This is a genomic window from Ureibacillus acetophenoni, from assembly GCF_900220965.1.
Classification (GTDB): Bacteria; Bacillota; Bacilli; order Bacillales_A; family Planococcaceae; genus Ureibacillus; species Ureibacillus acetophenoni.
Genome location: NZ_OBQC01000014.1, coordinates 84,671 through 110,364, shown reverse-complemented (window position 1 = coordinate 110,364; position 25,694 = coordinate 84,671). Strand labels below are relative to the sequence as shown.

At 35.2% G+C, this 25,694-nt stretch carries 21 protein-coding genes and 1 pseudogene; 6 read left to right on the top strand and 16 right to left on the bottom strand.

The window, feature by feature from the left end; translation table 11 throughout:
• Positions 1-479: 479 nt before the first annotated feature.
• The 4 genes from CRO45_RS16245 to CRO45_RS16230 all read left to right on the top strand — a co-directional run bounded on the left by CRO45_RS16245 (position 480) and on the right by CRO45_RS16230 (position 3,866).
• Entirely contained in the window at positions 480-1,136 is a 657-nt protein-coding gene (locus tag CRO45_RS16245; protein WP_097150670.1) for a helix-turn-helix transcriptional regulator, read from the top strand.
• 88 nt (positions 1,137-1,224) lie between these two features.
• The gene (locus CRO45_RS16240; RefSeq protein WP_097150669.1) at positions 1,225-1,611 is read left to right on the top strand and encodes a RidA family protein; all 387 of its coding nucleotides are present in this window, start codon (positions 1,225-1,227) and stop codon (positions 1,609-1,611) included.
• Positions 1,611-2,723, top strand: coding sequence for a threonine synthase (locus CRO45_RS16235; protein ID WP_097150679.1), 1,113 nt, complete (start codon positions 1,611-1,613; stop codon positions 2,721-2,723). Before CRO45_RS16240 ends, CRO45_RS16235 begins: the two co-directional genes overlap by 1 nt.
• A 36-nt stretch (positions 2,724-2,759) precedes the next feature.
• Positions 2,760-3,866 (top strand): D-TA family PLP-dependent enzyme, encoded by a 1,107-nt coding sequence (locus tag CRO45_RS16230; RefSeq protein WP_170949526.1) that lies wholly within the window; start codon positions 2,760-2,762, stop codon positions 3,864-3,866.
• Positions 3,867-3,976: 110 nt separating this feature from the next.
• Here CRO45_RS16230 and CRO45_RS16225 read toward each other — a convergent pair.
• The 10 genes and pseudogenes from CRO45_RS16225 to CRO45_RS16180 all read right to left on the bottom strand — a co-directional run.
• Positions 3,977-5,005, bottom strand: a pseudogene (locus CRO45_RS16225) (MFS transporter); the annotation flags it as partial.
• Between the two features lie 366 nt (positions 5,006-5,371).
• Positions 5,372-6,223 carry a MurR/RpiR family transcriptional regulator gene (locus CRO45_RS16220; protein WP_097150668.1) on the bottom strand — a complete coding sequence of 284 codons (852 nt, stop codon included), beginning with the start codon at positions 6,221-6,223 and terminating at the stop codon, positions 5,372-5,374.
• 189 nt (positions 6,224-6,412) lie between these two features.
• Positions 6,413-8,701 (bottom strand): helicase C-terminal domain-containing protein, encoded by a 2,289-nt coding sequence (locus tag CRO45_RS16215; RefSeq protein WP_097150667.1) that lies wholly within the window; start codon positions 8,699-8,701, stop codon positions 6,413-6,415.
• A gap of 133 nt (positions 8,702-8,834) precedes the next feature.
• Entirely contained in the window at positions 8,835-9,191 is a 357-nt protein-coding gene (locus CRO45_RS16210; RefSeq protein ID WP_097150666.1) for a YybH family protein, read from the bottom strand.
• A gap of 27 nt (positions 9,192-9,218) precedes the next feature.
• Entirely contained in the window at positions 9,219-10,271 is a 1,053-nt protein-coding gene (locus tag CRO45_RS16205; protein WP_097150665.1) for a zinc-dependent alcohol dehydrogenase family protein, read from the bottom strand.
• 58 nt (positions 10,272-10,329) lie between these two features.
• Positions 10,330-11,823 carry an aldehyde dehydrogenase family protein gene (locus CRO45_RS16200; RefSeq protein ID WP_212613435.1) on the bottom strand — a complete coding sequence of 498 codons (1,494 nt, stop codon included), beginning with the start codon at positions 11,821-11,823 and terminating at the stop codon, positions 10,330-10,332.
• Between the two features lie 187 nt (positions 11,824-12,010).
• A complete protein-coding gene (locus CRO45_RS16195) occupies positions 12,011-12,418 on the bottom strand; it encodes a Zn-ribbon domain-containing OB-fold protein (RefSeq protein WP_097150663.1) in 408 nt (135 codons plus the stop codon).
• The gene (locus tag CRO45_RS16190; protein WP_097150662.1) at positions 12,415-13,584 is read right to left on the bottom strand and encodes a thiolase C-terminal domain-containing protein; all 1,170 of its coding nucleotides are present in this window, start codon (positions 13,582-13,584) and stop codon (positions 12,415-12,417) included. The genes CRO45_RS16195 and CRO45_RS16190 overlap by 4 nt, the downstream gene beginning before the upstream one ends.
• 107 nt (positions 13,585-13,691) lie before the next feature.
• Positions 13,692-15,260 (bottom strand): AMP-binding protein, encoded by a 1,569-nt coding sequence (locus CRO45_RS16185; RefSeq protein ID WP_097150661.1) that lies wholly within the window; start codon positions 15,258-15,260, stop codon positions 13,692-13,694.
• Positions 15,261-15,271: 11 nt separating this feature from the next.
• Positions 15,272-16,858 carry an AMP-binding protein gene (locus CRO45_RS16180; RefSeq protein ID WP_170949525.1) on the bottom strand — a complete coding sequence of 529 codons (1,587 nt, stop codon included), beginning with the start codon at positions 16,856-16,858 and terminating at the stop codon, positions 15,272-15,274.
• A gap of 193 nt (positions 16,859-17,051) precedes the next feature.
• Here CRO45_RS16180 and CRO45_RS16175 point away from each other — a divergent pair, with 193 nt between their 5' ends.
• Positions 17,052-17,636 (top strand): TetR/AcrR family transcriptional regulator, encoded by a 585-nt coding sequence (locus tag CRO45_RS16175; RefSeq protein ID WP_097150659.1) that lies wholly within the window; start codon positions 17,052-17,054, stop codon positions 17,634-17,636.
• A gap of 58 nt (positions 17,637-17,694) precedes the next feature.
• On the opposite strand, the gene CRO45_RS16170 is transcribed toward CRO45_RS16175, so the two are convergent.
• Together CRO45_RS16170 and nagB are read right to left on the bottom strand one after the other, a co-directional pair.
• Positions 17,695-18,945: an MFS transporter gene (locus CRO45_RS16170; protein WP_097150658.1), complete on the bottom strand. Its 1,251-nt coding sequence runs from the start codon at positions 18,943-18,945 to the stop codon at positions 17,695-17,697.
• Between the two features lie 228 nt (positions 18,946-19,173).
• Positions 19,174-19,911 carry a glucosamine-6-phosphate deaminase gene (nagB, locus tag CRO45_RS16165; protein ID WP_097150657.1) on the bottom strand — a complete coding sequence of 246 codons (738 nt, stop codon included), beginning with the start codon at positions 19,909-19,911 and terminating at the stop codon, positions 19,174-19,176.
• A gap of 364 nt (positions 19,912-20,275) precedes the next feature.
• Between nagB and CRO45_RS16160 the strand changes: the two genes are divergently transcribed.
• The gene (locus CRO45_RS16160; RefSeq protein WP_097150656.1) at positions 20,276-20,914 is read left to right on the top strand and encodes a hypothetical protein; all 639 of its coding nucleotides are present in this window, start codon (positions 20,276-20,278) and stop codon (positions 20,912-20,914) included.
• Positions 20,915-20,970: 56 nt separating this feature from the next.
• Here the strand turns inward: CRO45_RS16160 and CRO45_RS16155 are convergent, their stop codons facing one another.
• The 4 genes from CRO45_RS16155 to CRO45_RS16140 all read right to left on the bottom strand — a co-directional run bounded on the left by CRO45_RS16155 (position 20,971) and on the right by CRO45_RS16140 (position 25,643).
• On the bottom strand, positions 20,971-21,714 hold the full coding sequence (locus tag CRO45_RS16155) for an ABC transporter permease (RefSeq protein WP_097150655.1): 744 nt from the start codon (positions 21,712-21,714) through the stop codon (positions 20,971-20,973).
• Between the two features lie 14 nt (positions 21,715-21,728).
• Complete coding sequence (locus CRO45_RS16150) at positions 21,729-22,448, bottom strand: ABC transporter ATP-binding protein (protein ID WP_097150654.1); 720 nt, start codon at positions 22,446-22,448, stop codon at positions 21,729-21,731.
• 1,148 nt (positions 22,449-23,596) lie between these two features.
• Positions 23,597-24,811 carry a sensor histidine kinase gene (locus CRO45_RS16145; RefSeq protein ID WP_235864622.1) on the bottom strand — a complete coding sequence of 405 codons (1,215 nt, stop codon included), beginning with the start codon at positions 24,809-24,811 and terminating at the stop codon, positions 23,597-23,599.
• Positions 24,812-24,914: 103 nt separating this feature from the next.
• Positions 24,915-25,643, bottom strand: a complete 729-nt coding sequence (locus CRO45_RS16140) for a response regulator transcription factor (RefSeq protein ID WP_097150652.1) — start codon at positions 25,641-25,643, stop codon at positions 24,915-24,917.
• Positions 25,644-25,694: the final 51 nt, after the last annotated feature.

The window sequence follows — 25,694 nt, the reverse complement described above, 5'->3', positions numbered from 1 at the left end:
TTTAAGTGCGCTTAAAAAAGGAAATTGAGATGTTGAATGCTTAATGAATTTCCAATTTTGATGTTTTTCTAGGTTGACATTTCACCACTGTGCTTTTTATGAAATAACATCTTAGCAACCCTTTAGTAATACAAATTTATAAGTTCTTTAACCTAGAAACTCACCAATGAATTGAGCAAAATGAAACTATTAATTTATGTAGTAATCAACCCCTTTCTTAATTTTGAAATACATGTGACAAATATAGTGGGTTTAAATGTTATATAATTTTTTATATGTCTGGGTCTTTTACAGTGGTGTAAATCTAGAAACCTATTACATTACAAATAATAGGTTTTTATAATACTATGCTGTAAGTTAGATCGATTATGATTAATGAGGGTTTTTATTGGCATAGAAAAAATTATTGGTTTATCGTATAAATTTTTATATAATAAAATAAGATAATAAAAAATTTTCTTTCTAGAAAGGAAAAATGTATGGATTCTATCGTACAACAGTACATTCCAATGGCAGATGTTATAGCAAAAACATTTGGATCAGATGTTGAGGTTGTTATTCACGATTTAACAATTCCACAAAACTCTGTCGTGTACACAGTTAACAATCATGTAACCGGCAGACAAGTTGGTCAAAGCTTTAATCACTTAATTACAGATGTATTACTTTCACAAAATTTCACAAATGATTATTCAGCAAATTATTATTTTCATACAGATGATGGCAGGTTGATTAAATCTTCTACTGTATTAATTCGTGATCATGATAAAAAAGTGAAGGGTGCTCTATGTATTAATGTTGATACAACGAAGATTACACAAAGTATTAATTACCTAACTAGTCTATTACCCCAGGTACCAAATAATGGACCAGATCCTACTCCACAATTTGAAGATACAAGTAAAATGGACCATATCAATGAAATCGCCAATGATTTAATTGATAAAACCATTGGAAATAAATCTGTCGACTCGCTAAGAAGAGAAGAAAAGATAGAAATGATTCGATTTATGGAACAAAAAGGGATTTTCCTTATTCGTGGCACTATCGAACGGGTAGCTGAAAAACTAAAAATTTCTAAAGTGACGGTTTATAGTTACATTGATGAAATAAAAGAGAAATACAATAAAGGATAGGTTTTAAATCTGTCCTATTTTTTTCAATCAAGCATATATTTTTTTATATATAATATAGAATTATTTATACAAAGAGGAGAAAATTTTAATGAAATTTATAACAATTGATGGGGCTAAGCCGAATGGCGGTCATTACTCACCAGCAACAGAAAAAGGGAATTTCGTCTTTATTTCAGGACAACTCCCTATTAACCCTTTTACAGGTAAAAAATGCCAAGGTGATATTGTGGCACAGACAAAACAAGTATTAGCAAATTTAAACACTGTATTAGAAAACGCAGGAACTTCAAAAGAGAGTATTATGAAAGTTACTCTATTTATCTCTGATATTTCTCATTGGGATACTGTAAATGAAGTGTATAAACAATATTTTGGTGATCATAAACCTGCTCGTTCAATTGTCCCAACGAAAGAATTACATTTTGGATTTGAAATTGAACTTGAAGCGATCGCATACAAAGATGAAAAGGAATGATGGTCATGAACTATATTTGCGTTGAATGTAAATCAACATTTCCTTTAGAAAGCCATAAATGGAAATGTGACTGTGGTGGGCTATTAAACTTAGAATATGAAAAAAAACTTATCGATTTTAACATAACTTCATCTTCTCGTAACCACTCACTTTGGAAATACATTGATGCATTGCCTTTTAATGAAGAAGATGTTTGGCAGGATGTAACTATGGGTGAAGGTGATACTCCACTTATAAAACTTGCTGAAAACCTTTATGCAAAAGCGGAATATTACATGCCAACTTTGTCTTTTAAAGACCGTGGAGTTGCTGTACTGATTGCCATGGCTAAAAAACTTGGAATTGACCGAGTTGTTGCTGATAGTAGTGGTAACGCAGGCTCGTCCATTGCAGCATTTGGAGCAAGAGCAGGCATCCAATGTGACATTTTCGTAGCTGATTCAACTTCTGATAAAAAAATTAAACAAATTGAAGCACATGGTGCAGTGATTCATAAGATCCCAGGAACTAGAGAAGATGTTGCAAATGCCGCGATTGCTATGGTTGAAGAGACAAATCTATTTTATGCGAGTCATATTTATAACCCACTTTTTTGGGAAGGTACTAAAACATATGTTTATGAAATCTATGAGCAGATGGATGGACAGTTACCTGAGGCGTTTATCATTCCAGTTGGTAATGGAACGTTATTAATGGGCGCTTACATTGCACTACAAGAACTATTAGAAAATGGACAAATTGATAAAATGCCTAAAATTTTAGCTGTTCAGGCTACAGCTTGCGCTCCAATTCAAAAAGCATTTGTTGATGGATCGACTGTGGTAGACTCTGTTGAAAACAAAGGTACTTTAGCTGAAGGGATTGCGATTGCAGCACCAGCAAGGGGTGCAGAGATCCTAAAAGCAGTACGTGCTACTGATGGTGACATTATTACAATCACAGATGAAGAAACGTCGGAAGCAAGAAAAGAATTGGCGCGAAAAGGAGTCTATGTCGAAATCACAGCTGCAGTGAATTACGCAGCATATTCACGCTACATAGAGAAATATCCTGATTTAAAAAATCAAAAAGTAGTATTGCCACTTTGTGGAGCGGGGATTAAGAGTAACTAATGAATTTAGTCTATTAATAGTAAGGAGAGATTGATAGTGAAAGTAAAAGATTTAGATACACCTAGCTTAATAATTGATCGTGAAATTATGATGGATAACATTCAATATATGCAATCCTTTGCAAATAAACAGAATGTGGCTCTTCGTCCGCATACAAAAACTCATAAAATGCCTGCCCTTGCTAAGTTACAAGAAGAAGCCGGTGCAAAAGGAATTACTGTCGCTAAAGTTGGCGAAGCAGAAGTAATGGCTGAACATGGACTAGATGATATTTTCATTGCAAACCAAGTCGTTGGAGAACAAAAACTGAACCGTATTAAAAAATTGGCGGAAACGATTGATATTTCTTTCGGTGTGGATAATATCGAACAAATTGAAATGATTGAAAAGGTATTTAGCGATAGCGATAAACCTGCACAAGTATTGATTGAGATTGAAGTTGGTGAAAATCGTTCAGGTGTTATTGAAGAGGAAGATTATATTAACTTAGTGAAGTATATAATGAACTGCTCTCATGTTAACCTAAAAGGGATCTTCTCCCACGATGGAAATACGTACAAAGCAAAAGACGTAGAGCATTGTCGTGAACTCTATAATTACGCGCAAAGTCGTACACTCCATTTTGCGAGATTGGCAGAGGAGCTAGGATGTAAGCTTGAAACTGTTAGTATCGGTTCAACTCCTCCATTCATGTTTGGATTTGACGTAATGGAAGGAGTTACTGAGCTTCGTGTTGGAACTTATATTCTTATGGATGTATCTCAAGGAAATGCCATTGGAACTTACGACAAATGCGCTGCAACTGTTCTAACAACAGTTATTAGCAAGCCTACTTCTGAACGTGTCATTACCGATGTCGGGGCAAAAGGTTTAACAATGCAATCTCGTAGTGAAGGAATTTGTGCTACGAAAGGTGTTGGTACATTAAAAGGTTTCGATCAAGTGCATATTAGTCAAATGTATGATGAGCACGCAATTATTTATAATGAAAAATTTAGAAATGAAGTGAAAATCGGTGATAAGGTTGAAGTCATCCCAAATCACATTTGTCCAGTATGTAACCTATATGATGTTGCTTACCTAGTTTCTGGAGATGATGTTGTGGAGGAGCTTCCAATATTAGCTCGTGGAAAACTACAATAAAATTTTAGGATCGAGAATGAAAATTCTCGATCCTTTCATTATTACAATATTACCTTGGTCGTACAATGTACTCGTCAATTAGATATATCACATTAAAAACTACTTTTATTCTATGAAACTAACTCTGTTTTTCTTAATCTGAGGGTAAAGACAAACATTGCAAGTAATACGATGCTAGCAGCACTTAAATAAACGATAAGATAGTTAAAAGTAACTGCGATAATGCCAAAAACCATTGATCCTAATGCAATTCCACTATCAAACAATGTGAAGAAAGTTGAGGTTGCATATGCACTTCTTGCCAGACTTGTAGCCTGTACACTTAAGGTTTGAAAGCTTGTAACAAGCGTACTATATCCCGCACCAATCAATAATGCTGAAATTAAAAATAGAATCGGACCTTCCATAAAACCTAGCATTACTAATCCTCCACTAAAAAGAAGAAAGGATGGAATAATAACATATTTCGGCCCTACTGTATCATAAAATCTCCCTGTTAATGGACGTATAGCAATCATAATTGCCGCAAATAAAATATAAAAATAACCAGTTACTGTTAACAAACCTTTTTGTTCCGAATAAATGGAAATAAACGATAAGACACTTGAATATGAAAAAGAGACAAACATACCTAACAAAGCAACTGGCAATGCCTTCATCTCTATTAAATCTGATAATGAAAATTTTAAACTTCTTTCTCCTTCAAGTTCAATATTTGATAATTTTATGGGTAATGCTAACAGAGCCCCTATTGTTAATAGAATCGCTAAAATAATAAACAGTAAATCAAAATTAGCAAGTTGTACTACTGTAATTCCAATAAAAGGACCAATAACGATTCCTAAATTTACAGAAATAGAGAAATAACCTAACCCTGTTCCTTTTCTACTCTCAGGTACAATATCTGCCGCAATTGAATTTGCTGCAGTTGTTACAACGCTAAACCAAATACCTTGAAAAAATCTCAGTATTAGAAGTAACAGAAAAGGTTTAACGACAATATATAAAATTGTACATAATAAAAAAAATAGTAGACTTACAATTAACATTTTCTTTTTCCCGAAGTAATCTAGCAACTTACCACAAAAAGGCCGAACAATAATAGCAGAAATAAAAAAAATCGTTACTAACAAACTAGAGTCGCTATCACTTCGTCCTTACACTCCAAACACATAAAGTGGGAGCGTTGCAATTAATCCATGATAGGCAATAAAAATAGATATATTCATAAAGAACAAACTACTAAAATATTTTGTGAAAATACGATTACCTGCCACCACTTAAAATCACCTCTTTCAATAGTAGCGCTAGTTTCTTTATGATAAATATATGTAAAGTTCACGAATAACTAGCCTGCTTGTAGTTTTCATTCAACACTCTTTGTCTTCATATTTTACGAGTGAGTAGATTTAACAACAACAGCCTTGTTTCTCTATATGAAACAAAGCTGTATTTATAAAATTAAAGTCCTATTTCAAATCATTTTTATTTTTAATAAAAATCTTTCACTTTTGGAATATTGTATCAATGGCTTCACGGGTTCTATCTAAATATTCAACAGATTGTTCATAGTTCATTGAGGCTAATCCAGTGTATAAAATATCGATAATATTTAATTGAGCAATACGTGAAGCAGTAGCACTACTTCGAATACTTTCTTCTTGAGATGAAGCGAACAAATTAATATCTGCCATTTTTTGAATAGAATTATTTCCAAAACTAGTTAGGGAGATTATTTTTGCATTGTTTTGTTTCGCTATTTTAATAGTATCCATTATTTCTTTCGTTTCCCCAGAATACGAGATTGCTAAAACTGTGTCGTTTGCGGTTAAGTGAACTGCAGAGGTGAGTTGAGAATGACTATCCCATAATGCATCACACCATCGATTAATTCGCTTACATTTTTGCTCAAAATCTAATGCAACAATAGCCGAAGCACCGACGCCAATAGCCAAAATCCTTCTAGAATGATTAAGTAAATTGACTGCTTTCTCCACTTCACGAACATCCAATACGGACAACGTATCCTCGATTGAAAGAAGGTTATTATGTGATACAAAATTGGTGATTTCTAAAATACTTAATTTTGTTGATAAGTCTTTATATCGATCAATTTCAAATTTTTTATTATATACAGAAGCTGATATGCTTAATTTCAAATCTCGAAAACCTTTAAATTGTAAAGATCTACACATTCTAATAATCGTTGGTTCACTCGTATTACATTCTTTAGCTAATTTTGCAATTGGCATCGTTAAAACTTTTTCATAGTTTTCGATTATGTATTGAGCAACCTTTTGTTCGGAAGGTTTTAAAGTTGAAATACCTTGTCTTATCTTTTCCATTCCATCATTCAATATATAGTCACCCTCTTTAATCTGTATTCAATTTGTAGTTTAACTACAATTTTATATAACTAATATGTAATTAAAATACATTTAATTCAATACTGGAGGTAAATAAAATTTTATGAATATCCAATTAATATTAAGCGCAAAAAGTGGTCAGTTCCTTTTATAGAACTAACCACTTCCAAAACCCTTACATTACCTTCCTATTACTTCAAAATCTCTCCACTCATCCGGCAAAAGTCGTTGATATTTAGGTGTAAGGAATCGATCATCTACTAAAACGATTACACCAGTATCAGTTTCAGATCGTATTAATCTTCCACCAGCTTGAAGCACTTTGTTCATTCCAGGATAGGTATACGCGTAATCATAGCCACTTTTTCCTGTTGATTGGAAATAATCTTTCATAATGTCACGTTCGAGACATAGCTGTGGTAGGCCAACACCAACAACGATAACACCATTTAAACGGTTTCCTATTAAATCTACACCTTCAGAGAAAATCCCGCCTAATACAGCAAAACCAATGAATGTATCCGCGCTCTCTTCCTTAAATTCTTCTAAAAACTGTTCCCTTTCCTCCTCATCCATATTGCTAGTTTGGATAATTGAACGAACATTTGGATAGGCGGTTGTGAAATCTTCATAAACAGTTTTCATATATTGATAGGATGGAAAGAAGATTAAAAAGTTACCTTGCCGTTCATTAATGAGTTTTGACAACATTTCAATTAATTGATTTTTTGTATGTTCCCTCGCACGATATCGAGTGGAAATTGGTTGAATGTATACTTCTGTTTGTTCCTTCGAAAAAGGTGATGGTATTGCTAATGTATAATCTTCTTTTGGGTCACCTAGCATATTCATGAAATACTCTAACGGTAGAAGCGTTGCCGAGAAATAAACCGTTGCTCTAAACCTTTTACGTATTTGCTGCAATAAATGGGAAGGATCCAAACAAAACATTTTTAGATGAACATCATTATTATCTGTTTCAACAAAGGTTACATAGCGTTCATCATATAATTTTGAAATTCGTACAAAACTCGTAGCAGCATAATAAGTATCTAATAACAATTGTTGATCTTCTAATTTCGTCGATTGTAATAACTCGATTTCTGCACATTGAGTGAACTCATCCAGTAAGTCGATTAGATCCTCTTGTAATTCCTTCATAACAAGGTGCCCACTCTCTGAACACCTTTTCTTTATTTCAATAAAATATTTATTAAGTTTCGTTGCAGAATTAGAAACTTGTGTGCCTTTATATTCACGTTTCAATGTAAGAAAAGGTTTTTTTGTAAGTTCTGCCGAAAACATTTCTCTAGCTCGATCTACGAGATTATGTGCCTCGTCAATTAATAAGACAGAATTTCTTTTATGTTCATCAAAAAAACGCTTTAAAGAAACTTTCGGATCAAAAATATAGTTATAGTCACAAATAATAGCATCCGCCACATAGGCTACATCTAAAGAAAATTCAAATGGACATAACGTATGCTTTCTTGCATATTCCTCAATCGTCGTTCTGTTAATAAAAGACTCATTCGATAAAATATCTAAAACAGCATCGTTCACCCGGTCATAATATCCATTTGCAAACTCACAGTAATCCTTTTGACAAAGTGTTTTTTCCTTAAAGCACACTTTATCCTTTGCGGTAATTGTAACTGCGTTAAAAACGAGACCTTCATTTTTCAATTGAGAAAAAGCATCCTCAGCATTTTGTCTTGTAATAGTTTTTGCTGTTAGGTAAAACATTCGGTCGAGCTTTCCTTCTCCAAGCGCTTTAACAGTAGGAAAAATACTAGAAATAGTTTTTCCAATTCCGGTAGGTGCATTGGCAAAGAGATTTGCTTCTTCTGAGATTGTTTGATAGATTGCACCCGCAAATTTCCGTTGCCCTTGTCGATAGTTTTTAAAGGGAAATTGCAATTCGGATATACTCTTGTCTCTCTGTAAACGATGTTCATGCATTAAAGATGCGTAATGGGAATAACTTTCTATTAGCTCATTTACAAATTGCTCTAGTTCGCTAAATCTATAACGCTTAAGGAATTTTTTTTGCTCATCTGTCACAATATTTATGTACGTAAGTTGAACACACATTTCCTTTCGATTTGTATCTTTTGCGTAAATATAAGCATACACCTTTGCTTGAGCCCAATGAACAGGAGTAGTGTCTTCTTCTATACTTGTTAAATCCCTTGAAGTAGATTTTATTTCATCAATCCAAACTTCATTTTCCCTAAATAATAAACCGTCACATCGACCTTCAATTATGTAGTTTAACTTTTCATATTCAATCTCTGTCTTAAGGAAAACTTCTTTTTGATCTGTCTCTTCATACGTACTTTGAATAGCTTTATGCGCTTTTGTTCCTTCGGTCATGGTCGTCGCCGTTCGGAATCGATTATCAATACTTCCGCTACTATATACATATTCAACTAAATTTCGGACAGAGAGCTTTATTTCGGGTAGCATGTTATCACCTATTTTTATGATCTGTTAGCATAACTGTACAAGGTTTGTATCTATTAGGCAAAGGAATTGTGGCATAACACATGTCGTTATTGAACGGTTAAAACAAGTCCTGTTATTAAATAAGCCAACTACTCTACAAATTGAATAGTTGGCATGAAATGTTATAAATTTTTCTTGGACGTACGATGTACTCATCAATGAGTCCATTTTTAAAAGTTGCACAGCCAATACACTCTAGTTTTATATCACCTAGATATGCATCATACTCCATTGAATTTGCATTTAGTTTAATAACCTCTGCACGAATTTTTGTACTTTCTAGAGCTGTCTTAAAACCTTCCCTCAAAGCTTCCCTACCTGTCACAACTAAATCTGGCGCATCGATTGTACGAGCTGCACCATCATCAACTCGACAGTTTTCTGTGAATAATTTTGACATACCGTCATAATCACCCTTATTTAAAAGAGCAACATATTGTTCTAGTAACATAGTTTTCTCCTCACTTCTATGAGTTTGTTACCATCTATTTACTACTGTTATACCCGGTGTCTTAAATTCACTCATATCAACAAGAATATCAGCTGCTTCTTCGATACTCACTGTTTTTGTAATCATTTTTTCTGGCTGAATGATTCCACTTTCCACCATACGCATTAAATCTGGGAATCTTGAAACTGGCATATTCGAAGAACCAACAAGCTGTAATTCTTTTAATACAATTAAATCAACAGGAAGAGATACATAACCCTTTTCTTCAGCCGTTGTTAATCCCAATTGTAAATGGCGTCCACGTTTACGTAAGCTCAAAATAGAGTTTCGGCAAGTAGTTGCAATACCAAGGGCATCAACTGATACGTGTACGCCACCTCCCGTGATTTCCATTATCTCTTGTACTGCATCTTTTTCACGACCGTTAATCGTAACGTGCGCGCCAAATTCACTTGCCAATTGTAATGCTTCATCATTGATGTCGACTGCAATTACTTTTGCACCAATCGCATTAGCAATATGAACTAAGCAAAGTCCAAGTCCACCACTTCCATGAACAGCAACCCACTCACCTGGTTGTACTTTCACTTGATCAACTAAACCATGGAAAGCAGTCATAAAGCGGCACCCTAAGGCAGCTCCTACTTCAAAGCTTACGTTGTCTGGTAAGTGAACTACATTTCGGTCAGCATCAGGTACTGATACGTATTCTCCGTATCCTCCCCAATAAGTTGATCCTGCTACACTACCGTTATCACAAATGTTTGAGTGCCCTGTCAAGCAATATTCACACGTTCCTTCGCCATGAGCGTGTGGAACAACAACGCGATCACCAACTTTAAACTTTGTAACCTTAGAACCTACTTCTTCAACTACTCCTGAAAACTCATGGCCAAATACATGAGGGAGTTCAATATTTAATCCGTTCCAATCCCAATCGCCCATCATAAAGTGCCAGTCACTACGGCAAATTCCATTTGCTTTAATTTTTAAGACAATTCCTGTTTCTGATAGCTCAGGTTTTGGTACTTCCTTAACTTCCATTTTGTTTCCATACTCAGTTAATACTAATGCTTTCATTCAAATTCCTCCAAACATTTAATTTTTGGAAACTAATTGCATGAAATATGTCTATAAATTAATCAATATTAACCCAAATATTTTTAATTTCTGTATATGCATCAATAGAAGCTAGACCATTTTCGCGACCTAAACCACTTTGTTTATAACCACCAAATGGAGAGTGCGGCTCTGTAATATTATAAGTGTTAATCCACACGTTTCCAGTTTTCAACGCATGGGCTACTTTATGTGCTTTACTTAGGTTAGTTGTACAGATTCCTCCACCTAAGCCGTATTCTGTATCATTTGCTAATTGAATTACTTCATCTACGTCAGAGAATGGAATTCCTGATACAACAGGTCCAAAAATCTCTTCACGGGCAATTCTCATAGAATTATTTACGTTTGCTAATACTGTTGGACGAACAAAATGGCCATTTGCTAAATCCCCTTCGTTTGCTTCTCCACCGATGATTAGTTCAGCCCCTTCTTGCTGACCAATATCGATATAATTTAAAACGCGCTCTTTTTGCTTGGCATTTACGACTGGTCCAATTACTGTTGATGGATCAAATCCATTTCCAACTTTATAATTTTTCGAATACTCAGCTAAATCACTTAAAAACTTATCGTAAATTTTATCTTCGATGAACAAACGTGATCCTGCAAAACAAACTTGACCTGTATTCCAGAACACAGCATTTGCAGCATTTTGCAACGCTAATTCATAGTCTGCATCCGCAAAAATAATGTGTGCTGATTTACCGCCTAATTCAAGCGTTACTTTTTTAATGTTACTTGCGCTATTTTGTAAAATTCGTTTTCCAACTGCAGTAGATCCAGTAAATGCAATTTTGTCTACATCAGGGTGTGTCGCAATTGCTTCACCTGCTGTTGGTCCATAACCAGTTACGATATTTACAACACCATCAGGGAAGCCAGCTTCTTGAATTAGCTCTCCTACTCTTAGTAAGCTTAATGGTGTTTCTTCGGATGGTTTAATTACAACTGTATTACCAACTGCTAGTGGTGCAGATAGTTTCATAATGGCATTCATAAATGGAGCGTTCCATGGAACGATAGCACCACAAACACCAAGTGGTTCACGACGTGTATAGTTGAAGATATTACCTGGCTGGCTTGATGGAATTGTTTCACCAGTTAAACGTGTCGTCCAACCTGCATAGTAACGGAAATTATCAGCTGCTGCCTTTGCAAAATTCAATGTTGTTGATAAAGGCTGACCATAATCGAGTGTATCTAAGTGAGCAAGCTCTTCTCCGTTTTCTTCAAATAAATCAGCTAACTTTAATAATAGTTTTGCCCGTTCATTCGGTTTCATTTTTGGCCATGGACCAGATTCAAATGCCTTGCGAGCAGCTGCCACAGCTACGTCAACATCTTGTTTATCCGCCTCTGGTACTGTTGTAAGTAAAGAACCATCTGCAGGATTTCTAACTTCTGTACGTTTTCCTGATTGTGCCTCAACCCATTCCCCACCAATAAACATTTTTAACGGTTTAGAGATAAACTTCGCTGCGTTAGAATTTAATTCAATTACTGTTTGCATCTTCATTTCCCCCATCCAAAATAGTTTTTTCACATTACGTGTTTAATATATTCTATTAATCTAATAACCAAATTATTATTAATTTCATACTAAAATATTATTTTCTACTCTATTTTTATTCGTATAAAACTAGATTAGAATCTACTAAAATTCCTTCTATCCCTTACAGAATACGAATATCACCGACTTATATAGGTTCAAATACAGGAACTAAAAAACCTTTTTCCCAATCTTGAAATAGTACTTTGACTTGTAATCCACACTTGATGGAATCATGATTGCAGTTTACGATATTTGTCATCATTGTCGGACCTTCTTCAAGTTGTACTACCGCGAGAATATAAGGTGCCTCTTTTTGATATGCAGGTAGAATTGGTCGATGAACTATCGTATAAGTAACAACTTTTGCAAAACCACTTGATTCGATCCATCCAACTTCACGGCTACTACAATTTGTACACATCAAGCGTGGATAAAATTGAACATGTTCACACTCTTTACATTGTTGGACTAAAAGTTTTTCTTGTTGACATGCATCCCAAAAGATTTGGGTTTCAATAGTTGGTGTAGGTAAAATTTTTAATGCTTCCATCATGACACCTCACGCCCTATTATTAAAGTGGTATGACTGGACATAATGCCACCTTGTCCATGGACTAGTGCAGTTTGAGCATTTTTCACTTGCCTTTCACCTGCTTGATCTCGTAATTGTTTTACCGCTTCGGTTAAAGCAAACATCGAACCAGGATGACCTGGATGGCAATGGGATAATAACCCACCATGTGTGTTAATAGGGAGCGCACCGCCTAATTCAATTGCCCCACTATCAACAAAGGCACCACCTTCACCCTTTTCACAAAAACCTAGATCTTCTAGTTCCACTAGAACTGTCGGTGTAAAGCAATCATATATTTGAGCAAAGTCCATATCTTTCGGCCCTAATCCTGCCATTTCATATGCTAGTTTACTAGAATCCGTAGCGCCTGAAGTGGTGAAATCTAAGGCCTGGCTAATATGTTCATGATGATGTCCTTCACCTACACCTAATAGATATATTGGATCTTGCTTAAAGGCCTTTGCACGTTCTGCACTTGTGACGATGACTGCAGCACCACCATCTGATATTAACGAACAATCTAACAAATGAAGGGGATCTGCAATCATTCGTGAATTTATTACATCTTCTACTGATATAAGTTCACGCATTTGTGCAGCCGGATTTAAGCTCGCATGTTTTCGGCATGCCACTGCAATTTTGGCGAACTGTTCAGATGTCGTACCGTACTTTTCCATGTGTGCTCTTGCAATTAGTGCATACAACGCAGGTACTGTTGGTCCATAGATTGATTCAAACTGTGGATGTCCAGTAGAAGCTTGTGAAGTCATCGCTTTTTCTTTAGTTAATCCGCTTCGAAGACTATCCGCTGTGACGATTAAGACCGTGTGGCATAATCCAGCCACAATTGCCGCTGCTGCATGTTCTACTAGTGAAAACGTCGTTCCTCCTCCAGTTAGAACGCTATAACAAAGTTTTGGTTTGATTTGTAAGTATTCTGCCATCGCTTCTGCATGATACAAAATCGGTTCTGCAAATGAATTACAAGTGATTAATCCATCTATATCATTTTTAGTTAGTCCTGCATCATCAAGAGCTTTCAAAGCTGCATCAATTGTTAGCTGCGTAGCTGACATATGCGGTACAATACCAACTTCGGTATCAGCTACACCGATAATCGCTACTTTCCCACGTAAACTTTCCATAATTTTCCTCCCTTCTATTTAAATATCTTTGAACTTTTTTTATCTATATCATTTCTAAAGTTAGCCAATTCTTAGTTAACAGAAGGTCTACTGGCAAAGCTTATGATTTATCTTAAAACTTTGTAACCAACAGTTTCTCGGTCCCACGTATCAGAGGTAATCCCCTCTTGACGCAATTTATATTTTTCAATACGTTGGGATGGTGTTTTTGGAAATTGTTCAACAATCCGAACATACCTTGGTACTGCAAAGTGTGGTAATCGCTCTTCGCAAAACTTTAATAGCTCAATTGGGTCAATTTGTGCATTTTGTTGTAATTGAATAACTGCAAGGACTTCTTCTTCTGATAACTCCGAAGGTACACCAACAATCGCACTTTCATGGATAGCAGGATGATCGTTCAGCACACGTTCTACTTCAAATGAAGAAATATTTTCACCACGTCTACGTACTACATCCTTTGTACGATCAACAAAGTAAAAATAACCATCTTCATCCTTCATACCGCGGTCTCCAGTATGGAACCACAAATCTCGAAAAGCTTTTACCGTTTCATCTGGCATACCGAAATATTCTGAGAACATAATGGATGGTTCTTTTGGTCTTACAACAATTTCACCAGGAACATTCGGTGGACATTCATTTCCATTTTCATCATGTATTTGTACATCAAATATTGGAATTACCTTTCCACAAGATCCTTTACGGAATGATTCTGCACGATTCGCTAAACAAATCCCTACTTCAGTAGAGCCGTAAGCTTCTGTCACTTCAATATTGAATCGTTCTTTAAATTCATCGTAAATTTCTGGTGGACAAGGAGCACCTTGAATCATACGTACTGGATTATCAGCATCGTCGGACTTCTTCGGTTGCTTTAACAAAATCGTAATAAGCGTCCCCATATATGTGAATGTCGTAATTCCTTCATTACGACAAATATCCCAAAAACGTGAGGCGGAAAATTTATTATGCATGACAACATCACTACCAGCGATTAATGCTGCTAAAATCGTTGAATAACGTGCATTCACATGATAAAGGGGAAAAACTGAAAATAATCGGTCATTTTCTGTGTAGTTCATAACATCTATACAAGATTTCGATAAGGCAAAGTTGGCACGGTGACTTAATACAGCACCTTTTGATGGCCCTGTAGTTCCAGAAGTGAATAAAATTAATGAAGGATCGGTTGGCTTCACTTCTACCACTACTTCATCAGAACTTGCATTTTCAAATAGAGCATTGAAAGATTTAGTACCATCAACCTTTTCTCCAACGACGATCACCTCTTGCAATGTGTGCAGTTGGTGTTGAATTTTAATAATTCTGTCCAAAAATTCATCTTTAACAATTAATACTCTACATTCTGCTTGGTTTAAAATGTAGGCAAGGAGATCTCCCCGTAAACCTGTATTTATAGGTACCTCTATTGCACCGAGCCGAGCAATTCCAAGCCATGAATATAAATATTCCGGTGAACTAAGTAGCATCACCGCGCAACGATCGCCCTTTTGAATTCCGATGTCAATTAGCAAATTCGCAACTTTATTGCCACCTTCATGAAATTCTCTAAAACTCACATCCGCTGATTCAAAACGAATAAAACTACGATCATTGAATCGTTTTGCCTGTGCTTTTACTACTTCGCCAAATGTCTCAATTCCGTTATACATAGTATCCCCGCCTATCTTCGCACTTGATAATTTACTGTTTGCCGGTCCCAAGTATCAGCTGTAACCCCTTCATTTCGCAGTTTGTACTTTTCAATACGTTGGGATGGAGTTCGTGGAAACTCATTAACAACTCGAATATAACGAGGGACAGCAAAATGAGCTAAATGATTCTCACAATAATTTAAAAGTTCAACAGGATCGAGTTGTACATGATCCTTTAAAACAATAACAGCCATCACTTCCTCTTCTGACAGTTCGGAAGGCACACCTATAATCGCACACTCTGCTACTTTCGGATGGCGATTAATTACACTTTCAACTTCGTAAGATGAAATATTTTCACCTTTTCTTCGAACAACATCTTTTTTACGGTCCGCAAAGTACAAGTAGCCTTCCTCGTCTATATAGCCTACATCCCCTGTATGGAACCATAAGTTTTCCCAAGCTTTTACCGTTGCTTCTGCATTGCCATAATATCCACTAAACATAACTCCACTTTTTCTAGGTCGGACCACGATTTCACCTAACACACCAGTTGGTACTGAATAACCTTCTTCGTCATGAATTTCTACTTCGTAGATTGATACTTCTTTTCCACATGCACCAACTTTAAAGTTATTTGGTGGATTAGCTGCAGCAGTTCCTAACTCTGTAGAGCCATACACCTCAGCAATTGAAACGCCAAATCGTTTCGTAAATTTTTCATATAACCCTGATGGTGTTGGCGCTCCATATATTTTTTTCACCTGATGATTTCTATCATCTTCACTCTCAGGTTGTTTCATGAGAATTGTTAACATGGAACCCATAAAGTTAAATGCTGTAATGCCTTCCGACCGGCAAATATCCCAAAAACGAGAGGCAGAAAACCGATTATGTAGTACGACTCTCGCTCCAGCGATTAATCCTACTAACACAGTTGTATAACGTGCATTAACATGGAATAGTGGAAACATAGAGTATAAACAATCTGATTCATCGTAATCCATTAGTTCACAAGCAGTATTAGCTACACTAAAATTTGCACTATGACTTAATACAACTCCTTTTGAAGGACCTGTTGTACCAGAAGTAAATAAGATGACGGCGGGATCTTGGGGTGTAATGGATGGAAACACAAGGTTGTTACTTTTGTTATTTAGTAGAGCTTCAAACGACAACCATTCAAATTGAGATGACGGTGGTTGTATATAATCACCGACTACAATGACATATTGAAGAGTTTCAAGTTGATTTTGAATGAATAATAATCGTTCTATCCATTCAGTGGATATAATAATTCCTTTACATTTTGACTGATTCAAAATGTGAGCAAATAAGTCACCTTTATAAGCTGTATTTACAGGTACTTCAATGACACCAAGTTTTGATAGACCGACCCATGAGTACATAAATTGTTCACAGTTCGGTAACATGACTGCACATGTATCACCTTTAGAAAAGCCAAGTGATGATAAAGAAGATGCTAATTTAGTAGATTGATCATTAAGTTGTTTATAAGTTAATTCATTAGTTTCAAATTTTATAAATGGTCGATCTCCTTCCATCTGAGAACGGAATTCAATGATGGCTGGAAACGTTTCAACTCCAAGGTACATAAACACCCTCCTCATCAAAAATAGTTTCTTTCTACCATTCTTATAAGTTAATAATTTTTCGTATTTTTACTATATTCGCAATAGTAAACACATACAATCATTAATATAATTAAAATTGATGGATATCGTACAAAAGAAAGTTTTCTGTTGGATAAATAAATAAAAAGTTACATAAGGGGATGTGTAGAAGGAAATGAAAAACGTTTCGGACAAGCGTATGAGGCGAACAAAAACTTTGTTTCATGAAACCTTATTAGCACTTTTACAAGAAAAAGAATTCTCTTCAATTTCCATTTCAGAAATCGTTAGAAAAGCCGATGTGAATCGAAGTACATTCTATTTTCATTACGAAAAAAAAGAGGATTTATTAGAGGAACTAGTTCAAACTACTTTAGAGAAAATGATTATTGCATTTCGAAAACCTCACATCTCATACCAAGAGATGTATATAACTGAAATTTCAACCATCCCTCTATTTGAGCACTTCTTAGAAAATAAAGTATTCTATAAAACAATGCTATCAAATAGTGTACCAATCCATTTACAAGATCGAATGATTGAAGTCATGGAAAATCATTATCAACTGATCGATTTCTATATCCCCCAACAACGTGATGACATAGACTACCAGTTGTTCATATCGTATCGTGTACATGGTTTAATTGGTTTTATCATTAATTGGATTAAGAATGGTTTTCATTATTCTGTAGAATTTATGTCAGAGCAATTAGTAAAAATAGTTACAACTAATACGCAGAAATTATATATTAAAAATTAAAAGAGTAGAAGACTAGCCAAAACTAGAGCTAGTCTTCTACTCTTTTTATACCTAATCCTTATTTGACGTCCTTTTCTAATTGAGATTTTTCCTTAAGAGCCATTACACCAAGCAAGCCAATAAAAGAAAAAATAACTGGAATGATAAAACCATAAGAATAGCCTTCAATAACGCTTCCTGTATTCACTTGAAATTGATCTAAAATCTTACCAAAAATACTAGGAAGCAAAATTGCGCTTAAGAACCCACCTGTATTTGCAAAACCTGATACAAGTCCCGATTCTTTTACCGGAAAAGTTTGTCGAACAGCAGCAAAAGTTAAGGCATTTGCTCCATAGGAAAGACCAATCATAAAGAACAGAATGAGTAACAAAAATAACGGCGGACTACCACTAAAAATTAGAAAAGTTGACCACATGCAAAGCAAAGTAACATGCACAAAAATATACGGTCGTTTAATCATCCCTAATCGACTTGCAATCCAACCAGCTAAAGGAGCACCAATCAACGCTCCAATTAACCCAAGCATGATGAGCTGGCTCGCAGCAGTTCGGGACATGCCATACATATTCATGGCATAAGGGACTCCCCATGAGCTAATAAAACCGACATACGTCCCTACAATTCCAAAGTGACAAAAAAATAAAGCCCAAGCTTGTCGTTTAGTAAAGATCCTTTTTAACAAAGCCCAAGTTTTTTCATGTGGTACGTCATTTTGTTGTCGAACTCTTTCTTTTTTTGGACCATTTAATAAGACAAAATATAGAAGAATACCACATAGGCAAAGTACTGTACCTGATATAAAGAATGAAGTTCTCCAGCCAAGGTAGTCAATTAATAAGGCATAAGGAACTGAGGCCAATAGGTACCCGAGGCTTCCTGTCATCGCCGCAATCCCAATTAGTCTTGTAAATTCCTTTGCAGTAAACCAGTGACTTAAAATAAGAATCATATTTACCCAAATGGTCGCGTCTCCTGTACCAGCAAGAACTCTTGCAAAAAACAAAACAACTTCAGATGTACTTACACTATAAATGATAGTTCCAACACCTGTTAAAATGGAACCAATAATAAGAAAAAAGTTTGGACCAAAACGGTCAGCCATCATCCCCATTGGAATTTGTAAACCAGTGTATACAAAAAATTGAATACTTGTTAATAATCCAATTGTCGTTGCAGTAATATTAAAATCCAACATCATCTGTTCAGTAATCAAACCCGGAGCCGTTCGTTGGCTCGACATTAACAAATAAATAAACAATACTAATGTAAAAACAACCCAACGATAACGGTTATTTTGTTTGTTCAAATAGGATCTACTCCTGCCAACTAGTTTACTTATATATATGTATTTCGGAAAAATTCGGGACCTTGTTTCTAAAAATTTCTGTTGTAATTTGGACAAGGTCTTAAACTTTTATTAAAGCAATATAAGCTAGTACAAACGGCTATAATATGTCTTCCAAATCTATTTTCTAGTACTTCCTGCGGACAAAAAAGTGGTCACCCTCAAACGAGGATGACCACTTTTTTATTACTATTCAAGGTTTTCTAGCTTACTGCAAGCAGCTTCATCAGCAATAACTGTTACTTTACTATGTTTGTGTAAAACAGAAGCTGGGAACTCTTCACTTACTTCACCATTCAACAAGCGATTTAGCGTGTCAGCTTTTTGCTCGCCTGATATAAGCATTAGTATTTCACTACTCTCCATAATTGTTCCAATTCCCATTGTGATTGCTTGTGTTGGCACTTCATCTATAGAATTGAAAAACCTCGAGTTTGCTTCGCGTGTGGATTCATCTAATGTAACAATATGTGTTCGACTTGTAAAAGGTGTACCCGGCTCATTAAATCCGATATGTCCATTCACTCCGATTCCTAAAACTTGAAGGTCAATTTTACCTGCTTCAGAAATTTTATTTTCATACTCTTGGCACTCTGCTTCTAAATCTTCTGCATTTCCGTTTGGCAGGTGAATTTGATTTTTAGGAATATCAATATGATCTAACAAGTGTTTATTCATAAAGTAATGATAGCTGTTAGGGTCAGTAGGTTCGATATTTGTATATTCATCTAAATTGAAAGTTGTCACATTTTTAAATGATACGTTTCCCTTTTTATTTTCGTCCACTAAAAGGCGGTACAATCCTTCTGGTGTTGAACCTGTAGCTAATCCAATGACAGGCGCATCCAGTTGCTTCAACTTTTCTAATATATAAGAACTTGCAGTTTTACTCATCTCTTCATAATCTTTTACTCGTATAATTTCCATTAACTCATTCCTTTTACAAATTAGTCTCTTACAGTATAATTGGATATTTTCGTCCTAATCAATAAAAAAGTAACTAATATCTTACTAATGTTCAATATAAGCAAAGTTTACAAATAATTCCACAAAAAGTCGAGTTTGTTTATAACAGTTCATTTGTACCAACTCAATCAGTCTCTAAAGTATTATTTTTAAGATTGATGAACCCTAGATTTTAGTTATATCTCACTAACTTCCTTTCGAAAAAACTACACCTTTCTTCCAGTTCATTCCTAATAATTTGGAAGGTATCATTAATTAGAGAGTTTTTTGAAGTGAGTGGTTTTCTAAAACAAACTACTCGAAACTATTTAGGAGGTTTATTTTTTTGAAAAAGAAATATTTATCATCGTTATTTTATGCATCTATGTTATTACTTGTTTTAGCAGGATGCAGTTCATCTAATGAAACAAAAGCTGAAGATCCAAAAGAAGACCAAACTGAAGTGGCAACTGACACTGAGAAAGATGATGCTGAAGGGTCTTCTGAAGAAAAAGAAGAAGAAGAGGCATATGATGATTCCGATTTAGTTGAAGCTGTTGAAACTTCACCTGTGTATCCAGAAGTCAATTTCCAAAATATTAACTGGTTCTGGGGAAGTCCGGATCGTCAATCAACTGGTGGTATTTGGGTTTATACATCAGAAACGATTCCATCTGGATATGAGAGTACTGTTGACTGGGAAACAAAAGATTTATTACTAGTTCAAATAAATGACCCTAAATATATTGACCATAGTATGGAATTCAAAGCATTACAAAAAATTGATGACGATGTAGTCAAAATCGTTGTAAGTCTTAAACCTGATGACACGAAAACTGATAAAGAAGTTGCAAGAAGATATGCATCTGTAGATAAAGATGAGTTAGTGGGCAAAAAGTTCCTTGTTGAAACTGTTGAGGGTGACAAAGTCGATGTTGGTCTGAACGTGAAAACAAGTGAAATTTCAGGTAGTGAAGAAGAATAAATAAAAACTAAAAGTGATCAAACCAGGTACAGGGTTGATCACTTTTTTTGTTGAATTCAATCTGTCCATTTAAAATACTTCATACCTATAATTGCTGAAACAATTAATACCCCTGTCAATATACCTATATCAACTAATGCGTCTGCCGTAAATAGAGTACCGTTCCAACCATCTCTTAAAACATTGACTACATAAGTCAAAGGTACGATATAAGAAACATTTTGTAAAATTTCAGGAAAAGCTTCTAGTGGAATCGTCGCACCTGATAAAAACATCATTGGGTACATGGCTATCATCGCAATACCTAAAGCTGTATTCATTCGTTTTGCTAAACTAGAAACGATAAAACCTATTGAGAAAAATGTCACCGAGCAGAATGTTAATGCTAAGAAAAACTGGAATGCATGGCTTGTTAAATTAGTTGAAAAGCCGAATTTCGCAATAAGAAGTATCTCAATTGCACCAATGTAGATTGCAAAGAAACCTTTAATAATCGTTGCAGTAAAGATTGCACGCTGGTTAAGTGGTGTCCCTTTTAGTCGTTTATAAACACCCTTCTCTCTGTCAATAACGATTTGAAGACCCATGGAGAAAAATGCTGTTGTAAAGATGATAATGGCAATCATGCTCGGAATATATGCCTGGAAATAATCTAATCCACCATCATACGAACTACCCTGAAACATTATCGCAAAGACAACAAAACTTACAGCTGGTACGATAAATGTAAATAGCAAAGCTAACGTTTCTCTAAAAAACAATTTCATTTCCATTTTTGTATGAGTTAAAATTGATTGCATTATGATTTCCCCCTTTAATTTCCTACCGCATATTGTAAATAAACGTCTTCTAACGTCGCATTATCATTTCCTAGGGAATGAATTAAGCTCTTTGGCACATCACATGAAATGAGCTTCCCTTTTTTAATAATTGCAATTCGATCACAATGTTTTTGAGCTTCATCCATATAGTGAGTTGAAAGGATGATTGTCTTCCCTTCCGCTCGATATCGGTTAATACAACCCCAAAGCTCTAGTCTTGCTTGCGGATCCAAACCTGTTGTTGGTTCATCTAAGAAAATTATGTCTGGATCATTTATTAACGCTAGTGCTAGCGATGTTCGTTGTTGCCAACCACCAGATAGATTCTTTACGAATTTATTTAAATATGGTCTTAGGCCAAGAGTTTCGATTATTTCATTTACGTCTCTCTTTTTCTCATAGTAGGAACTAAATAACTCCAGTGCTTCTTTCACTTTAATACGATCATATAATGCTGTTTGTTGAAGCTGAATGCCGATTCGTTGTTTTATTTGGTCTGAGGAATTTGTAATATCCATCCCTAGAACAGTCACTGTACCAGTATCTGGTTTGCGAAGCCCCATCATAATTTCTAATGTCGTTGATTTCCCCGCTCCATTTGCACCGATAATTCCAAGCACCTCTCCGCGCTTTACTTGTAATGAAATGCCATCAACAGCTTTTACCTTGCCATAACTTTTTTCAATATTATTTATTTCAATTACATAGCTCATCGTAACGACTCCTTTATCTGTTTGCTTATTCATATCTCTATACTACAAAGGGAGTCTTAACTTAATCTTAAGTGAACCATATTTTACTATTAAGATTGGGGGGCTTGAAATTTGTTTTTTGTTCACGGTTATGGTGTTGCAACCTTGCTCTCAGCATAACTTTTAGTATTCAGCTACTGTTGAGCGCCTGCGGAATGTAAAATTTTTTTCTTTATAAGGGGTGTAAAAGACATTTCTTAATGGATTTCTTTACCTTTTGTCTTTTAGAAGGGCTATTAAAGACATTTCTCTGGGATTCTCTACCTTTTGTCCTTTAGAGCGGCTATAAAAGACATTTCTCTGGGTTTTTCTCCACCTTTTGTCCTTTAGAGGGGCTATTAAAGACATTTCTCTGGGTATTCTCTCTACCATTTGTCCTTTAGAGGGGCTATTAAAGACATTTCTCTGGGATTCTCGCTACCATTTGTCCTTTAGAGGGGCTATTAAAGACATTTCTGATACGATCTCCCCTTCTTTTGTCTATTAACTCAGTCATAATAGTCATTTCGAATGAAATCACACATCCTTTTGTCCATTAAACTAGTCATAATGGACATTTCGTATGGAATCACACATCCTTTTGTCCATTAAACTAGTCATAATGGACATTTCGTATGGAATCACACATCCTTTTGTCCATTAACCCAGTCATAATGGACATTTCGATTGAAATCACACATCCTTTTGTCCATTAAACTAGTCATAATGGACATTTCGAATGGAATCCCACATCTTTTTGTCCATTAACCCAGCCATTATAGACATTTCGATTGAAATCACACATCCTTTTGTCCATTAACTCATCCATAATGGACAATTCTTATAGAATCTCACACCCTTTTGTCCATTAAACCAGTCATAATGGCCATTTTGAATGAAATCACACACCCTTTTGACCATTAACTCATCCTTAATGGACATTTCGATTGAAATCACACATCTTTTTGTCCATTAACTCAACCATAATGGACATTTCGAATGGAATCCCACATCCTTTTGTCCATTAACCTATCTAGTGCTCCTCACAGACATCCCCAGCAGCATAATTTATCCTAATTAATAAAAAGATGCCTCGAAAGCTATACTTTCAAGGCATCCCTTACTAGGTTTTATGTGAGCGGTAACTCTATGATAAAATTCGTGCTTCCCCGCAACGGTTTCGTATCTACATAAACAAGACCATTATGCTTTTCTATAATTTTCTTTGTAATGGCTAAACCTAATCCAGTTCCACCATCATTCATCCTACTTTTATCTCCCCTAACAAAGGGATCGAACAGTGTATCCGCAATGTCCTCATGAATACCTGATCCATTATCACCAATTTCAATCGTCAAGTGATTCTTTGACACTTTCAAACTTATATACACAGTGGTTTGTTCAGGATTGTACTTAATCGTATTCTCTAAAATGTTCGAAATGGCCCGATAAAGTAACTTCTGATCGAACGAAAATACTACTCTTTCAGAAGGTATTTCAATACTAAGCTCCATTTCTTTCTCATCAAATTGTTCATAATACTCCACAACAACCTGCCGTAAAAATTCGCATAAATCCTTTTCCTGTTTATTAATTTGGGAGTCTGGATTATCCAATTTCGAGAAGACAAACAACTCATCAATTAAGTCTGTAACTCTAATAGACTTATCATATATATATTTCAGATAACGTTGCTTCTGCTCCTCATCTTGTACAAAGCCGTCATATAGTGCTTTTGAATAGCCTTGAATCGTCGTCATAGGAGTTTTTAAATCATGAGACAAATCTGCAAGCATCCTTTTTTTACTTTCCTCTAATCGTTCCTTTTCCTCGCTTTTAACTTTTAATTCTTCCGCTACTCTTCTTAAATCTTCATTTAATTCTTTATATCGCAGTGATGCTTTCATAACAAAAGGAAGAATGGCTCCCCCAAAAACAGGCGGCAAAAAACTAACGATTAAAACTAGATTATCAGGAAAAATCGTCTTATAAATAAGAATTAAGCTAAGTACTGCATAACTACCACATAGCCAATATAACCATTTCCATTGTAAACGCACCATCAAAAACGAAAAAACAAACACGATATATAAATATAATGGATTATAAAAATAAGAAAGAATGAGCGTTATGACCAGTTCAATTACAATAAAAAGAATGATAAACCTCGAACTCCAAAAAATCTGTCTATAAACAATAACAAAAATGAATAATAACAATAAACCCGGATAAAGGGTTTCTGTAGGTTCACTTAACATGAAAAATAGCGGAATACACATATTCGCTAGATAAATATAAGGAAAAATACCTTCTTCCTTTGGAAATAATGGATTAAGTTTATTCAAATTCATCCCCTCAATGTTTGGCCTTTATAGTGATAGAGTAATAGCTCAATCTTAAATTAACCTTAACTACATCTTATTTTTCTGATTAAGTGCTCAGATTGGCCTAAATCTTTGGGATTTGCTTTTCAAATTTATAACCCAGACCTCTAACTGTTTTAATGTACTCTGGCTTTTTTGGATTTGCTTCAATCTTTTCTCTAATTTTAGAGATATGTACGTTTATAGTGTTATCCTCTTCGCCACCGATATAATAATCGTCCCATGCGTTCTCGAAAATCTGTTGCTTTGTATATACTCTTCCTGGTGTGCTCATTAAAAGGTCGAGTATTTTATATTCAATTTTTGTAAGTTGAATGACAACACCGTTTCGTATAATGGAAAATGTTGCTTCATCGAGCGTTAAATCACCTACGACTTTTATTACGGTTTGACTTACTTCCTCTAGTTGCTTATCAATCGTTGAAAAGTTATAGCTACGTCTTATAAGAGCTTGCACTCTTGCAACAACCTCAAGGGGATCAAAAGGTTTTTGTATATAATCATCTGCACCAATTTCAAGCCCGAAAATTTTGTCCTGATTCTCTTGTTTAGCCGAAATGATTATAATCGGAATGTGCATCGATTCTCTTACTTTTCTAATAAGCTGATAACCATCAATAATTGGAATCATAAGATCGACAAGCATTAAATCGATATTCCCCTTTGAAATATACATCAACGCATCCATACCATCGCTTGCTTGAATAATGTTGAATCCGCCTTTTTCCAAATATATACTTAATAATTCTGCAATCTCTGGCTGATCATCTACAATTAATATATTTCTCTTCAACAGACCCACTCCCCTTTTGATAGCCCCTTTGTTCCATTTATTGTTTCTAGT